Origin of the sequence: Prosthecobacter sp. (assembly GCF_034366625.1) — a bacterium.
Lineage (GTDB): Bacteria > Verrucomicrobiota > Verrucomicrobiia > Verrucomicrobiales > Verrucomicrobiaceae > Prosthecobacter.
The window spans coordinates 23,745-39,093 of record NZ_JAXMIH010000011.1 but is presented as its reverse complement, the minus strand read 5'-3'; the positions used below and the strand labels follow the sequence as shown (position 1 = coordinate 39,093).

Annotated in this window: 9 protein-coding genes; 2 read left to right on the top strand and 7 right to left on the bottom strand. The window is 60.3% G+C overall.

Features of this window, described 5'->3' with window-relative positions; genetic code table 11:
- Positions 1 to 48: 48 nt before the first annotated feature.
- On the bottom strand, positions 49 to 1,371 hold the full coding sequence (locus tag U1A53_RS13895; RefSeq protein ID WP_322281805.1) for a homoserine dehydrogenase: 1,323 nt from the start codon (positions 1,369 to 1,371) through the stop codon (positions 49 to 51).
- 205 nt (positions 1,372 to 1,576) lie between these two features.
- Between U1A53_RS13895 and U1A53_RS13890 the strand changes: the two genes are divergently transcribed.
- Both U1A53_RS13890 and ggt read left to right on the top strand, forming a co-directional pair.
- Positions 1,577 to 1,810, top strand: a complete 234-nt coding sequence (locus tag U1A53_RS13890) for a PEP-CTERM sorting domain-containing protein (protein WP_322281803.1) — start codon at positions 1,577 to 1,579, stop codon at positions 1,808 to 1,810.
- Between the two features lie 74 nt (positions 1,811 to 1,884).
- A complete protein-coding gene (gene ggt / locus U1A53_RS13885) occupies positions 1,885 to 3,546 on the top strand; it encodes a gamma-glutamyltransferase (RefSeq protein WP_322281802.1) in 1,662 nt (553 codons plus the stop codon).
- A 234-nt stretch (positions 3,547 to 3,780) separates the two neighbouring features.
- Here ggt and U1A53_RS13880 read toward each other — a convergent pair whose 3' ends face one another.
- From U1A53_RS13880 to U1A53_RS13855, 6 genes are all read right to left on the bottom strand, one after another.
- Positions 3,781 to 5,019, bottom strand: a complete 1,239-nt coding sequence (locus tag U1A53_RS13880) for a response regulator (RefSeq protein WP_322281800.1) — start codon at positions 5,017 to 5,019, stop codon at positions 3,781 to 3,783.
- Positions 5,016 to 6,098, bottom strand: a complete 1,083-nt coding sequence (locus tag U1A53_RS13875) for a HAMP domain-containing sensor histidine kinase (RefSeq protein ID WP_322281798.1) — start codon at positions 6,096 to 6,098, stop codon at positions 5,016 to 5,018. Before U1A53_RS13875 ends, U1A53_RS13880 begins: the two co-directional genes overlap by 4 nt.
- A gap of 12 nt (positions 6,099 to 6,110) precedes the next feature.
- Positions 6,111 to 7,589 (bottom strand): sulfatase, encoded by a 1,479-nt coding sequence (locus U1A53_RS13870; protein ID WP_322281796.1) that lies wholly within the window; start codon positions 7,587 to 7,589, stop codon positions 6,111 to 6,113.
- A 71-nt stretch (positions 7,590 to 7,660) separates the two neighbouring features.
- Positions 7,661 to 9,430, bottom strand: a complete 1,770-nt coding sequence (locus tag U1A53_RS13865; protein WP_322281793.1) for a polyprenyl synthetase family protein — start codon at positions 9,428 to 9,430, stop codon at positions 7,661 to 7,663.
- A gap of 173 nt (positions 9,431 to 9,603) precedes the next feature.
- A complete protein-coding gene (locus U1A53_RS13860; RefSeq protein ID WP_322281792.1) occupies positions 9,604 to 10,737 on the bottom strand; it encodes a tetratricopeptide repeat protein in 1,134 nt (377 codons plus the stop codon).
- Positions 10,738 to 10,841: 104 nt separating this feature from the next.
- Entirely contained in the window at positions 10,842 to 15,308 is a 4,467-nt protein-coding gene (locus U1A53_RS13855; RefSeq protein WP_322281790.1) for a protein kinase, read from the bottom strand.
- Positions 15,309 to 15,349 lie beyond the last annotated feature (41 nt).

Here is a 15,349-nt window from a genome sequence, read left to right as displayed (position 1 = left end):
GCCTGCCATTTCATTTTTGCTCGAAGTAATGTTTGCCACAAAGGGTGGCTAGCCTTGCAACGTCTCCACGCGCATCCAGCCCGGCTCGCCTCGGACGCAGGGCAGTTGCTGGATGGCGGCCAGTGCAGTCTTCATGTCGCCGAGGCGTGCGTCGTGGATCATCAGCACCAGCGAGGTCTCGCCGCTGGTGTCTTCGAGATCTTCCGGCTGGATCATCGAGGAAATGCCAATGCCACGCTCACCAAGCACGGTGGCGACTTGGGCGAGCACGCCTGGAACGTCATCCACGGTCAGCCGCAGATAGTAGCGCGACACCGTATCATCAATGGGCTTTGATTTGCCGTAGAGGCCATGCGGTACAAAACCGCTGTGACGCGCCCCGTGCATCAGCACTGCGGCAGCCTCACATAGGTCGCTGATCACGCTGCTGCTCGTCGGATCCTGGCCGGCACCACGCCCGTAGAACAGCGTTTCTCCCACGATGTCTCCATTCACCAGCACCGCATTGAACGCACCGCTCACGCTCGCCAGCACATGCGACAGCGGCACCAGCGTCGGTTGCGTGCGCACTTCGACGAGGCCGTTTTCATCCGCACGGATCACAGAAAGCAGCTTGATCGTGTAGCCGAGTCGGGCCGCAAACTTGAAGTCGGTGATGTTCACACGATCCACACCTTCCACATGCACCTTGTCCTGCGGAATCCAGAAGCCGTAGCTCAGAGACGCCAGAATGATCGCCTTGTGCGCCGCGTCCCAGCCGCTGACGTCGAGCGTCGGGTCGGCCTCCGCGTAGCCTTTTTCCTGGGCCTCTCGCAAGGCATCCGCATAGCTCAAACCGGCCTGTGACATGCGGGTGAGGATGTAATTGCAGGTACCGTTGATGATCCCGTGTATGGAGCGGATGTGGTTGCCCACCAAGCCCTCCTGCAGCACCTGGATGATCGGAATTCCGCCCGCCACCGCCGCCTCGAAATAGATCGGCACGCCGCATTCCTCGGCGAGGGCGAACAATTCCTTCCCACGCTCCGCCAACAGCGCCTTGTTGCCGGTGACGACGATTTTTTTGGCCCGGAGCGCTGCGGCGACCATTTCATAGGCCGTCGTCGTGCCGCCGATCAGCTCGACGATCACCGGAATGGCCGGGTCATTGACCAGTTCGCGCCAGTCCGTCGTCAGCAGTTCCGCAGGCACCGCCACATCGCGAGCGCGTGTCAGGTCACGCACCGCCACCCGCGTGATATGCAGGTCAGCACCGGTGCGCTGGCTGATGAGGGAGCGATTGGCCAGGAGATTCTTGAACACTCCCGCCCCGACGTTGCCTAAACCGGCCAAGCCTATGTTGATGACACGCGCAGAACTGACGATGGACATGATGGATGAGTTGCCGGGGTTGAGGGGCCGTAGTCATGGCGGAGGCGCGGTGATCTCGCAAGCAGGAAGGCAGCCGTCCAACACCCCGGTCAATCTCCTAAGCTCATCCGGGCGAGGCTCTGAAAATGAACAGCTTGCGTCAATCTCGTTGCCAAAAAAGTCTTGTCCTGCCCCGGCCTCATCGGCTAAAGATATATTTAATTCAGTGACTTTGCGCTCCATCACCTACTGGCTCGTTTGCAGCATCACCGCCGTTATTGCGGTCGGTGCCGCCGAGCCGGACATGGCTGCAACGTTGTCATTCACCCTGCCTGAAAACGCTTCCAGCTTGGTTCAAACGGTGCCAGAACCCAGCCGCGCCCTGCTCTTGTTTGCCGGGATCATGGCGATGGCCTTCACCTACCGCCGGGCTTGGCTGAGTTGGAAGCGATCCGAGTAGTTTTGGTGCGGCTCGCTGATTTTGGCGAGGCTTTTTTCATCGACGGCATTGAGGCCCATCGCTAGCCTCGTGGCATGAAAGCGTTCTCCGCACTGCTCGTCCTCGCCACCGGTCTCCTGCACGCCGCAGACGCCTCATTTCCGAAGCACGCCATCGCCACTGTACATCCGCTCGCCACGCAGGCAGGCATGCAGGCCTTTGAAAAAGGCGGCAACGCCATCGACGCGGCTATCGCAGCCGGTTTGACGCTCGGAGTCGTCGATGGACACAACTCCGGCATCGGCGGCGGTTGTTTCTTCGTCATCCATGCCGCTGACGGCACCGTCACCTGCATCGACGGCCGAGAAATGGCCCCCGCCAAGGCTTCTCGCGACATGTATGTCATCAACGGCAAGCTCGACGACGAGGCCAGCAAGACCGGTGCGCTCGCCTCCGGGGTGCCTGGCTACCTCAAAGCCTGTGCCGCTGCCCAAACGAAGCACGGCAAGCTCAAACTCGCCGATGTCCTGCTTCCCGCCGCCGACATCGCCGAAAAAGGCTTCCCCCTCGACGAAGTCTATGCCCGCAAGCTCGCCGCCACGGCTGCCAAACTCGCGAAATTCCCCGCTTCTGCGGCCATTTTCCTCAAAGACGGCAAACCGCTCGAAAAAGGCCAGACGCTCGTCCAAACCGACCTCGCCGCCACTTACCGTGCCGTGGCTGAAAAAGGTATCGCTTGGTTTTATGAAGGCGAATTCGCAACAAAAACCGAGGAATGGATGAAGGCGAACGGCGGGATCACCACCGCCGTCGATTACGCGAACTACAAAGCACCCGAGCGCGAGGCGATCCGCTCGAAGTATCGTGGTTACGACCTCATCACCATGCCGCCGCCCAGTTCCGGTGGCGTCCATGTCGCGCAGATCCTGAACGTCCTCGAACACTTCCCCATCCGCCATTTCCGCGCCAGCAGCCGCATTCACGTCATCACCGAGGCCATGAAACTCGCCTTCGCCGATCGCGCTCACTGGCTCGGCGATCCCGATTTCGCCAAAGTCCCGCGAGGCCTGGTCTCGCCTGACTACGCCGCCGAACTCGCCAAGAAAATCGACCTCGATCACGCCTCCGCCGTGCCTTCGCACAACATGCCACCGCATTGGGAAGGCGATGTCTTCGGCAAGCACACCACCTTCCTCTGCACCGCCGATGCTGAGGGCAATTGGGTGGCTCTCAATCAAACCATCAACACCGGTTTCGGCAGCAAGGTTGTCATCCCCGGCACCGGTGTCCTGCTCAACAATGAAATGGATGACTTTGCCGTGCAACCCGGCATCCCCAACGCCTTCAAACTCGTCGGTGCCGAAGCCAACGCCGTCGCTCCCGGCAAGCGTCCGCTTTCCAGCATGAGTCCCACGATTGTGCTCAAAAACGGCAAACCCTTCATCGTCACCGGCGCTGCCGGCGGTCCCACCATCATCACCCAAGCGCTCCTGTTGATCAGCAACATCATCGACGACGACATGCTCCCTGCCGCCGCCCTTGCCGAACCCCGCTTCCACCACCAGTGGAACCCGGACGAACTCAAAATAGAAAAAGCCTTTGGCGAGGGCACGCTTAGCCGTGTGAAGGCCCTCGGCCACAAACTCGCCGAGACAACCACCTTCGGCGCCTGCCAGGCCATCTTCTTCGATCAGGAGAAGAAGCTCTTCTTCCCTGCGCATGATCCGCGTGTGCCCGGCAAGGCCGACGGCAAATGATCCCGAGGGATCAAAGAAATTAGCCAGGGGTAAGCTCGCGCAGCGAGCGCCACTCCTGGATTTCGAACAAGCCTCAGCTATCTCAAGGCCGCATCCCAGAGGGATGCAAGAAGCGCACGTCATACCTTCGATCCCTTCTCGCATACCTTCGGCATGCATCTTCGGTGAATGTGGCGTTCAAAACCCATACCAGGGGTCTTTGACCCCTGGCTACCATCTTTGATCCTTCCAGGATCATTCCTCGCGCAGCTTCCGCCTCAGCGTCGCTCGGTTCATCTTCAATGCAGCGGCCAGTCGCGTCGGTTTGCCATCGAAACGCTTCATGAGCGTCTCCAGCATCGACGTCTCCACCGTTTCGAGCAGGTCATCATACGCGGGCATCGTTTCATCCGGGCCGGTGGTGCGCTGGTCGAGCCATGCGGCAAGGCTGCGCTTCATCGTGTCTTCGAGATGATTCGCGTCCTCTGCCTTCACCAGATTCGCAGGCAGATGATGCGGCAAAATGGTGCTGCCACCACACACGGCGGCGGCGTGGGTCATGGCAGCCTTCAATTCACGCACATTGCCCGGCCATGCGTAGGCCTTGAGCGCGGCCAGCGCTTCGGCAGAAAGCAAGCGCTCACCGAGGAAGGATGCCGCCAGCGCTGGAATGTCGCCTGTGCGCTCCGTCAGCGGTGGCAGTGTCACTTGCAGTACCGCCAGCGCGTAAAACAAATCTTCGCGCACGGCGGACATCTCGCGGCTCGATGCACTGAAAAGCCGTGCCTTCAAATCACCAACACGATGCATCAGCGCGGCCTGAAGTGGCTTTGACCACACGCTTATCTCGTCCAAAAACAACACTCCGTTGCCCGCTTTCGCGATGGCGTCATCCAAAGCAGCCTCCACGCGATCTGCTGGCCATTCATCGGCGCGAAACACGACCAGCGGCTCACCCGCGCGCGCGCTGTGCCGGTGAATCACCTCGGCGGCGATGCTTTTGCCGCTGCCGGGCGGTCCCAGAAGCAAAACCGGCGCGTCATTGCCGCACGCCTGCGCAATGATGGCAAACGCACGCTGCATCGGCTCGCTGCTGCCGATCATGATCGTCTGCACGGGCGCTTCCATCTTCGCAGGTGTAAAGATCTCGCGAATGGTGCGCTGAAGATCGACGAGATTCAGTGGTTTGAGGAAATACTCGCGTGCGCCGAGCCGCTGTGCCTCCAGCGCGGTGTCGAGCGTGCCATGCGCGGTGACAACGAGCACGGGCGGCGGTTTCGGCAGCGTTTGGATCTTCTCCAATACCTTCAGCCCGCTCATGTCCGGCAATCCGACATCGAGAATGATGAGCGCGAAGTTTTGCGTGCCTAGTTTGTCGATTCCACCCTGTCCACTGGCCGCGACGACTGGTGTGGCATCGAGACGCCGCACCACGGTCGAAAGAGCGGCGGCCAGAGCGTATTCGTCTTCGATGATAAGGATGCTGGCGTTCATGCGGCGAGTGAAGGAAGCGACACGATGATAACCGCGCCACCCTTGGGGTCATTCTGCAATTCAAGCCGTCCACCATGCGCCTCCACGATGCTGGCGACGATGTTCAGGCCCACCCCCATGCCGCCTTCCTTTTCCGTGAAGAACAACTCGGTGCCGCGTGCGAGCGCCGATTCGGAGAAACCGGGGCCGGAGTCGGCAAAGCGTAGGGAAATCATGTTTTCATGCCTTTCGGCGCTGATTCGCAGTTTTCCACCTCGCGGCATCGCCTGAATGCCATTCACGAGGAAGTTTCGAAACGCCTGTGAAAGCCGCTGCGCATCACCCATGACCCAAATCGGGCTGGTGAGACCGTTTTCAATGTCCACAGCGGCATGCTGCGCTTGCGCTTGCAGATTTCGAGTCACGGCAACAATGCACTCTGCCACATCAAGCTTCACCAGCTTCGGTGGCAGCGGATTGGCAAGATGCAACCACTGATTCACCAACCCGGCGATCACTTCCGACTCGGATTCGATCATCTTCAGCGCCTTCGCGTCCTCTCCATCGCTTGGCGTCATCAACTGCGCATGCAGTTGGATCGAGGCGAGCGGATTCTTGATGTCATGCGCCAGACTCGTCGCCACACGACCCAGCATCGCCAGGCGCTCCGACTGCGCGCGCTTGAGCCGTTCACGTGCGAGCAGCCATCCCACAATGCCGGAAACGAGCCAGAAGGCGATGAAGGCATTCCGCGTGGCGGGATCGCGCAGAGAAAGCTGTGAAGCGACGGGCTTGCGCGTGAAAATCATATCGTTCTTGTCATCGAGGCGCACAACGAGTGTGTCATCGTCCTTCGTCACGCCTTTGCCCATATCACTGAACTTGATCCGCATGCCCAACAATTGCTCCAAATCACCGGCGAGCTTTTCACTTCGCGGCAGATTCATCCGCCGCACAAACTCGGCATCCGCCTGCACCAGCGCGTGAAACAGGCGATTTGACTCCTCACGTTCCCGCTGCCGCAACCAAGCGAGCAGCAGCAACGATCCCGCGACGACAAACGCGAGGAAGCCGAGGCCGAAGCGCCAGGATTTGATCATGGAAGACACGCCTTACGGCTCAGGCAGCGGAGCGGTCTTATCAATCGGTTTGTCTTCCCACACGGCCTCCTTCGTGACGGGATCGTAGGTCAGCACACGGCTCTTGCTGCCGGGAACGGGGTCTTTGTCGATCTTGGGCAGCCATTTCGCGAGTTCGGTCTTCTTCGCCGCGTGTTTCGGATCGCTGGCGAGGTTGGTCCACTCGTTGGGATCGTTTTTCATGTCGTAAAGCTCCTCGCTGCCGTCGGCGTAGTGAATGTAGCGCCAGTCCTCGGTGCGGATGCCGTGGTTGCCTTTGTTGTGCGTGGTAATGGCAGGCCATTCGCGCGGTGCGCTGGCATCTTGAAGTTGCGGGACAAGGCTGTGGCCTTCGAGATCGCTCCGTGCAGGCATTTTCGTGAGTGCGAGGAGCGTGGGGAAGATGTCGAGAAGCTCAGCAGGGCGATTGCAGACTTGACCCGCCTTCACACCAGGTCCAGCAAAGATGAGCGGCACTCTGGTGCTGCGGTCCCAGAGCGTGTTTTTTCCCGTCATGAGTTTTTCGCCGAGATGCCAGCCGTGATCACCCCAGAGGACGATGATGGTGTTTTCCGCACGACCGCTGGCTTCGAGTTGAGCGATCAAGCGGCCCACTTGGCTGTCCATGAAACTCACGCAGGCCAAATAGGCACGCACAAGTGGCCGCCACTCTCCCATCGCACGTAACGTGCTCAGACGCGGCTCCGGCAGCTTCCAGTGGAGGAAATCGGCGAACTTCGGCAGGTCTGCACGGTCGTCTTCTTTGACGGGCGGCATTTTCAGATCGGCATCGGGATAAAGATCGAACCACTTCTGCGAAGCAAAGCACGGCACATGCGGCAGGCGGAATCCGGCGGCGATGAAGAAGGGTTTGTCGGCAGGCGCACGTTTCAGGGCGTCGATAGCGGAGTCGGCGATCTTCCAGTCGGCGTTGTCCTCGTCCTTTTCGGGGAACACGCCCCAATCCATCGCGGGATGACGATCTGAGCCCGGAAGATTGGCGATAGGCTTTTTCGGCTTCGGCATCGGTCCGCGATTGCCGTATTCGTTGAACTCGGCCTTCTGATCACCGCCGCGCATCGAGCCGTCGTGGTAGATTTTGCCGCTGCTGGAGGTGAAGTAACCCGCGCTGGTGAAGGTCTGTGGCAGTGTGATGTGACTCTTCGTCTGCTCCACCTCCCGAATTCCCGGCGAAAGCCCGCAAATGCCCGTCGTCGATGGACGCAGACCGGTCAGCAATGAACTGCGCGAGGGATTGCAGAGCGGGGCCTGGCAGTGGGCGTTGGCGAAGAGCGTGCCGCGCTTTGCCAGCGCATCAATCGACGGCGTTTTCACCTGTGGATGACCGCCCATGCAGCCGATCCAGTCGTTTTGATCGTCAATGGCGATGAACAAGATGTTCGGACGCGAGTCGGCAGCGTGAATCGACGCGTATACAAAAAGGAATGCGGTGCAGAATGAGAACAACTTCATGGCTGGCTTCAAACGAAGCCTAGCGTGATGAAATAGCACCGATGCAGACGGGCAGGAGTGCCCATCGTACTTTAAGCCGCGACGTTCGGCACGAGGTGCTCGGCGGCTTTGGCGGCTTCGGCACGGAGTTCGGGATTGAGGTTCTTCTGCTCGAATTCGCGGCACCAGCCTTTGATTTCGAGTTCGTTGAAGATTTTGCCGATGACGCGTCGCAGAAGGCCTTTCAAGTTGGGGAGTTCGACTTCCTGCAGGGAACGGATGGCGGCTTCCTTGTAGCTTTCGAGGAGGGTCATCGCCTTTTCATGCGCACCGCTGTCGAGCGCCCATTGGCGGATGGTGGCGTTGTCGGGCTTGGTGGCGGCGACACCGTTCCAGAGGGCTTCCATCTGGTCTTTGACCTCGCCTTTGCCTTTCTCGCGCAGAAGGGAGAGGACGATGCTGGGACGCATGTTCCATTCGTTGCCAGCGGCGGAGTCTTCACCGAGATCGTCGAGATCGTCGCGGATCTGATAAGCGATGCCGAGGTTCTCGCTGTAGGCGTGGAGAACGTCGGCGCACTCATCAAGCTGACCTGCGAGGGCGGCACCGACTTTCAAAGCAACTTCAAAGGCAGGCGCGGTCTTACTGCGGAAGATTTCGAGCACCTGGGTGCTGCTAAGAGCCACGGGATGACGCGTCCAGAGCAATTCGGCCCCCTGGCCGATGCACAGCTCACGCTGCCCTTCGGCGGCAACGAGAATGGCGGCGCTGCGGATGTGCGCGGCAGCGTCGTTGTCGGCGAGAAGGCGATAGCCTTCGCCAATGAGCAGATCGCCGATGTTCAAGGCGACGGGGATGCCGTGCTCGGTGTGCAGCGTAGTCTCGCCGTAGCGTTCGGCATCACCATCTTCGATGTCATCGTGGACGAGCGAGGCTTTGTGGAAGATTTCAACGGCGATGGCGGCTTTTTTAACCGTGTCGGAGATCGGACCTTCAGCGTCTTCACGCAGAGCCTGATAGGCGGCGACGGTGAGGAAGGGACGCCAGCGTTTGCCGGCACGGGCGAGCCAGTCGCGAGCGATGTCGTCGCTGTGGCCACGAGACGGTCCCATGAGTGCATCAAGAGATTCGCGGCTGAACCAAGTCTTCACTTCGTCGTGAAGCGCGTTGAGGTTTAGGCGGCGAGTTTTGTCATCGCTGGTGAGATGGATGTAATCCCAGACCCAGTCGATATCGACAAGGGTGTCGATGCAGTCGTCTTGCAGCAGCGGCACAGCGACGGCGGGAATGGCGGCGGCTTCGATGTAGGGAAAGGTGCGCTCCAGCACGGGCAGGCACGAAATGCCAACGATCGCCTCGATCTTGCCGGTCTGGATGAGCGACATGACGATGGCGCTGCCTTCAGCGACGAGAACGGCGTAACCGAGCTTCTCGGCCTCGTTTTGGAAGTCCTGGATGGAGCACAGGCCGCACTGTTTGCAGAGCAGTCCAAATTCATCGAAAGGCGCGGGGCATTTGCTTTCGACGCGGAGGCACTTCGGCATCAGCAGCAAACGTTTTTCATACGGCACCGTGGCGAGGGACTCGCGCCAGGTTTCATTGGCAAGCAGGACGCCGACGTAATCGCGGTGAATTTTGTCGATGGCGTAGATGGCCATGATTTTATCCGTGTGCTCCTGAAGCTCTGCCAGAGGCACCGGCGGGACGAGTTTCTGCTCCTCCGCATACGCGCGCACCCAGCCGAGGACTTGATCACGTTCCGGCTTGGTCTGCGGGATATTCTTCTTCGGCTGGCGGATGCGGCGGTTCAGGCCGGGAATGGGCGGCGGCAGAGCGGCAGAACGGACGGCGACGGTGGACATGCGGGAAAAGGACGAGTGGCGAAGGTGGAATGACGAACGACGGATGATCTGCGCTTTAACCGTGGTGGCGGGGGGGTGTCTTGCAGATATTGCGGTTCAGTGTGCGAATCTTGCGCCGTCACTTGGAACGTGCCGGGAGCAGGCGGTGTTAGAAACAGTGGCGGAACCAGATCTCAAACCACCGTGCCACGACCACCTTTGGGAGTGGTTTTTTGCCTCGGTTTGCCCTCGGGAAGCCCCTCATCTTGAAGAATCGTGTCCTGCGGCAAGGGCTCGGCGCCATCCTCCCCCTTGGGATCAGGCTCGGCAAAGGGGGTGGCCTTTTGGTAGAGATTCAGGCGGGTGGAGAATTCGTCCTGAAGCTTCTTGCGGTCTTCTTCAGGCAAGTTCTTGTCCTCGTTAAGCATGGTGATGCAACGCTTCTGCCAAAGCTCAGCCTCCCTGAACTCGCCGTTGCGGGCAAGGGCGGCGGCCATGGTATCGATCATTTCATAGGGCTGCTCATCACTTTGCACGACCTCGGCGACGAGTTTGAGCGCCCGGCGTGCGAGCAGAACGGCATTTTCTCCGTTGTGAAGATTGTCCTCAGGGCAGGTGGCAAGGAACCATGCAAGATTGTTGGAGGCCCACGGATCTTCGGAGCGTGCCGCACGATGATACCAGGCTCCGGCACGACGATAATCCACCGGCACACCCTGCCCAGTGTAGTACAGATTGGCGAGACGCGTCATCGCAGGCACAAAGTCCTGCTGCGCGGCCTTGAGATACCACAGGGCGGCCCTGGCGGTGCTTTTGGACACGCCATCTCCACGCTCAAGCTTCGATGCATACGCGGTCTGCGAAGGCGGATTCCCCTGCTCTGCGGCTTTTTTGAACCATTCGGCGGCCTTGGCTGTATCTTTTTTCACCCCTTTGCCTTCCTCATACAAGACGGCCAGGCTGTGCTGCGAGAGTGCAAAGCCAAGATCGGCCGAGATGCGATACCACTCCGCCGCCTTGGTCAGATCCTTCTTCACACCGACCCCGTCTTCATAAAGGGTGCCCATGATATGCTGCGCGCGCAGGTGCTTCTGCTTCGCCGCCTTCTCGACAGATTTCACACCTTCCTCGAGATTCTTCTTCACCCCTTCGCCGGTGATCATCCGCAGACCGAGCTCAAACTGTGCGTCCGCATCACCACGATCTGCCCATGTACGCAGTTCTTTCTCATCCACACGCTGGGTCTGCTGCGCGAGCAGGAGTGGCGATGAAACAAGGATGACCGCGAGGAGGCTGAAAGCGATGAGCGGGTGGCGCGCGTTTTTCATGACGGCAAATTACGTCCGGCAGGAGGTCTCTCAACCATCAAAATTCAGAAGGACTGTAAAATTGCAGGAGGCTGCCAGGGGGGGACAGCGCAGACGTGACTCTCTCACTTCCCCTTGTTCGCATCCAGGAGGCGCTTTAGCTCCGCTTTGCCGGCGTCGGTCATCTGGGTGCCACCAACCGGCACGCTGTTCAGAGTGGGACAAGTTTTCAGGATGGGAATGACCGCATCGGTGACCTGGGTGCCCTCCAGGCGGAAGTAGCCAAGCGGCAGTTTCATCAGGTGCGCAACGCCTTGGTCGGTGACCCGGGCACCTGTCAGCATGAGATAACTCACCCCCTTGAGTTGCGCGACGTGGGGCGTCCAATCATCCGAGAAGCCATCCCCATTGAGGAGAAGAGAGGTCATGCCCCGCAGGCGCCCGAGATGACTTGAAAGGCCCTCCGGCGTGATCGTGGCTTTGTTTTTGGCGTTCATGCCCATGTCCATGGACAAATGCTGCAGTCCCGGCATGGCACCCGCAATCGCTTCAAGACCCGCATCCGTGAGCGGGCAGACGTTCAGACTCAGATTTGTGAGACTGCCGAACCCCTTCAGTCCCTTGACGGATTCGCCAGTAAATGTGGTGTTGCCGATCACATGGAGTTCACGCAGCAGGCCCAGGCTGGCGATGGCCGCCATGCCGGTGGGACCGGGATCCAGCGGCGGCAGCGTGAGCACTTCCAGACTTTTGAGCCTGGCTAGGTGTGTCAGGTGCTGGGGCTTGAACGTCGTGATCTCTTGAAGATTGAGCCGCTTCAGCTTCGAGTTCGCGGGGAGATACGCGAGAAAGGAGCCGTCCAGATTTCTCTCCGAAACATCCAGTTCCTCCAGGTCCGGCAGTGCTGCGAGTCCGGCGAGCATGGCGTCCGTGAGGGAACCGCCGCGTCCGGCAAGGCTGTCACCCGGCAGGTACAAACGTTGCAACTTCTTGAAGCGCGGCAGATACGCCATGCCCTCAGCGCTGAGGGTCGGGCTGTTTGTATGCAGTTCGAGCAGGTTCTCGTTGATGTAGCCGAGGCCCATGCCGGTGAATTGTCTGCACATGTAATTGATGTGCAGCGTCTCCAGCTTTTTCAAGCCGCTGAGATGTGCGAAAGCCGCATCATCCACTGCGGTGGGCGTGATCCACAACTTCTTGAGCTTCGTCAGACCACGCAACAACTCCACCGGGAAGGTGCCAGGGTTCTTGTTGAAGCCGACGTATTCCAACTCTGGCACCCGGCCAAGGACGGCGAGCCATTTCTTCCCCTCATCATCCATCGGCAGCTCGTAAATGAAGAATTCCAACAGCGTGAGCCTGCCCTTCGGTAGTTTATCGAGGCTATCGAAGCGCCGAGGCACCCCGCCGTCCATCACCAACACGCGACCCTTCTTCACCCCGATCGCCCATTCCACGAGCGCGCGCACCTCCTCCGGCGTGGCTTTGGGCGGCAGTGGCAAAACTTTGTCCGCAGACAATGGCGGGGCGATCGGAGCAGTGGGAACGGCGGCGTTCGCACCTTGCCCCAGGAGAGGGGCCATCTTGGCCCCTGGATCGGCTTTTCCAGGCTGGAGGCTGGCAGCCCCCGCTCCTGGATCACGTTGCGTGCCCACATGATCTCGCACCGCCTTCACGCGCAGCGCTTCATCAAGTTTCTGCGCCTTGGTGAGTTCCTCCTGATACACGGCCAGCGCCCGATCATACGCAGCGTGCAGCGGCGCGGTGTTTTTGTCACGAGTGGCGCGCAGCGTGGTCATCGTGGCGCGGTAGGTCTTGCGCAGCGTCTGCAAAGTAGCCGCTGTGTCCGCCGCATCCTCCGCAGGCACGGTGCCGCTGGTCTGGATGAGCGTCTTCTCGTTCCGCAGCGCCAGCGCCTCATCCAGCTTCCCGGCTTGCGATACCGTGGCGATGCTGCGATCCAGCGCGGCGCTGAATTTCGTATTCAAATCAGCCACCGCTACCTTATGCGCGGCTCCCGCCTGCTTTTCGTAGGCGACGAGGAACTGCTGCTCCAGTTGCGCGAGCCGCTGGGCCACGAGATCGGCGGCAGGCTGTTCCCGCAGATACTTCACCTTCCCTGTGACCTCGCGCAGCTCGATGGCATGAACGGCATAGGATGTCTTGAAGGAACCGAGGCCAAGAGCACCCGCCGTACGCACCTTGAAAGCATCTGGCGTCTGCATTTCCGCCAGATCGGCGGGCAGGGCCGAAACCTTTGCTCCGTCGAGGTAGGCGGCGACTCCTGTCTTCCGAACAGCGATTTGCACGGTGTATGCACGGTCTGCCTCGAAGCAGGATCTCACCGTTTTCAAGCTGGGATTAGCGGTCATCAGACTCTTTAGACTCGCTCCGCCCCGATAGTGGCCGAAGCCGAAAATTGTGTTTTGCCCAACTCCACCAGACCAGAGAACGGAATGTTCTCCACGCGAAAGCACCACGAAGATATTCTCTTGCAGTTCCTTCCTCGTGAAGCGGAGACGCAGGTCATACTCCTCCGGCGGAATCACCGGCAGTTCCACCAGGGCAGGCTGGTGCTTGCTGCCAGAGACCAGATCGCCACCCTCACGCGTCCATCCTGCCTTCACCGTGTCTTTCTGCACATCCACCAACGGCAGCAATGGGAGCGCACCGGTCCAAGGCGCGGTGTCCACAGTGTCGGGTGCGACGGGTGCGGGAGTCGTGACCGGCATCGGCGCAGACGCGGCTTTGGCGACGGTGGCCGGAGCGCGCAGCCATTGGATTTCGCCATCGAGCGCCTCCACGCGGATGCGGTGGAACACGGTGCCGTCCAGCGTGGTACCGATGGCGAAACACGGCTGGTTCTTGGGCCGCCACACGTGCGCGGCTCCCGTGGTCAGGCGGCGGTCTCCCTCCCAGCCGACGAGCGGCATGCCGTCCCGCCAGGCACTGAAAGCGATGCGGCCCGGTTTCTTCAATTCAACCTTCACGGTCAGGCGGCTTTTCTGCCCCAACGGCACGGCCATATCGACCCAAGCGGGGTTTCTTTTGCCGCCAAGGCTTTCTCCCTCGAAGTAGGCGAAGCCTGCGCGCTGTCCCTTGGCGTGATCCACCATGAAGGAAATGTCGTCCTGTCCGGTGCCGCTTTCTTTGGCGAAGGGCAGATGAAACACCATGTCACCGGGCGTCGGCACTGTGGAGACCTCGGCTTCGATGACGTAACTCCCGCTGCATATGAACGGCAGTTCGATGATTGAGTTCACTTTGCCTTTGCGTCCGCCATACCTCAGACCGTCGGGCTGCATTTTCCAATCGCCGTACACGACATCCTGCTCCAGGACGATAGCGGGCAGCACATCCACCGCCTTCGCGGTCAAGGTGGGCACTGGCGCGGTGAGTGGCACGCGTGGAGTGGGAACAGACGGCGCTGGCTTCGGTGTCTTCGGCTTGGGCGCGGGCGTTTCCGCCACCACCTTGGTTTTTCCTGCGGGTTCCGGTGCTGAAACTGGCTCCTTCCCGCCTGAAAACAGAAACACCAACGCACCGAGCACGATGATCGTTGCTGCCACGCCAAGGTAGAATCCGGTGCTGGATTTCTTTGTAGCTGCGCTCGCCAGAGCGCGGTCCGCAGGCTTCGCTGCGGCTTGATTGCGGATGGGGGCATCCGCGCTCCGCTGCTGCGGTGCTTGCGGCCCCTGCCCCGCTGGTTTTTTCACAGCGGCAGGCGGCGTGGTCATGATCACATCCAGATCGCGGCGGATCGACGCCGCCGTCTGATAGCGCGCCTCGCGATCGGTCTGCATCGCTTTGCCGATGATCGCGTCAAAGCGCGGATCGGTGCCCAGCTTCGCGCTTGGCATCGTCCACATGCCGCGCGGGATTTCCCCGGTGAGCATTTGGTAGAGCATCACACCGATGGCATACAAGTCGGCGCGGCCATCCAGCGGCACACCGGGAATCAGCGCCTCCGGGGCCACGAAATCGGGCGTGCCCATCGCCATGTTCGTTTTTGTCAGGCCACCGGCTCCGGCATCGCTCTGCTTGGCCAAGCCGAAATCGGCCACTTTGACCGCACCTTCCATGTTGATGAGGATGTTCGCCGGTTTGATGTCGCGGTGGACGATGCTGTGGCTGTGCGCGTAGTTCAGCGCGTCACACACATGCGCCGTGATCGCCAGCGCGTAATCCGGCGGCAGCTTGCCCTGCGACATGATCATTTTGGACACATCCGTGCCATCAATGAACTCCATGACGATGAACAGCAGTCCGGTCTGCGTCTCGCCGAAGTCATACACGTTCACAATCGCCGGATGGTTCATCTTCGCCATCGTGCGCGCCTCGTTCTTGAAGCGCTCGGCGAACTGCGCATCCGTGTCATCAATCAAATCCCCCGGCAGCACCTTGATCGCCACCGCGCGGTCCAGCGACACTTGCATCGCTTTATAAACCGCCCCCATGCCACCACGCCCGAGCAGTGAGACAAACTGATACTGTGGCAGCATCGCCTGCATCTCCTCCAACGTCGGCGGCTGCCACATGCCGGAGGGCTTGGAGCCGGCATGGGAGGAGGCGGGGCGGGAATCAGTGCTCATGCGCGGATGCTGCTAAACGGGCAAAGGCTAGCGCAACTCCA

Excerpts from the sequence above, each read along its gene's own strand:
- U1A53_RS13895 (WP_322281805.1), bottom strand. The coding sequence starts at position 1,371 with ATGTCCATCGTCAGTTCTGCGCGTGTCATCAACATAGGCTTGGCCGGT.
- ggt (WP_322281802.1), top strand. The coding sequence starts at position 1,885 with ATGAAAGCGTTCTCCGCACTGCTCGTCCTCGCCACCGGTCTCCTGCAC.
- U1A53_RS13880 (WP_322281800.1), bottom strand. The coding sequence starts at position 5,019 with ATGAACGCCAGCATCCTTATCATCGAAGACGAATACGCTCTGGCCGCC.
- U1A53_RS13875 (WP_322281798.1), bottom strand. The coding sequence starts at position 6,098 with ATGATCAAATCCTGGCGCTTCGGCCTCGGCTTCCTCGCGTTTGTCGTC.
- U1A53_RS13870 (WP_322281796.1), bottom strand. The coding sequence starts at position 7,589 with ATGAAGTTGTTCTCATTCTGCACCGCATTCCTTTTTGTATACGCGTCG.
- U1A53_RS13865 (WP_322281793.1), bottom strand. The coding sequence starts at position 9,430 with ATGTCCACCGTCGCCGTCCGTTCTGCCGCTCTGCCGCCGCCCATTCCC.
- U1A53_RS13860 (WP_322281792.1), bottom strand. The coding sequence starts at position 10,737 with ATGAAAAACGCGCGCCACCCGCTCATCGCTTTCAGCCTCCTCGCGGTC.
- U1A53_RS13855 (WP_322281790.1), bottom strand. The coding sequence starts at position 15,308 with ATGAGCACTGATTCCCGCCCCGCCTCCTCCCATGCCGGCTCCAAGCCC.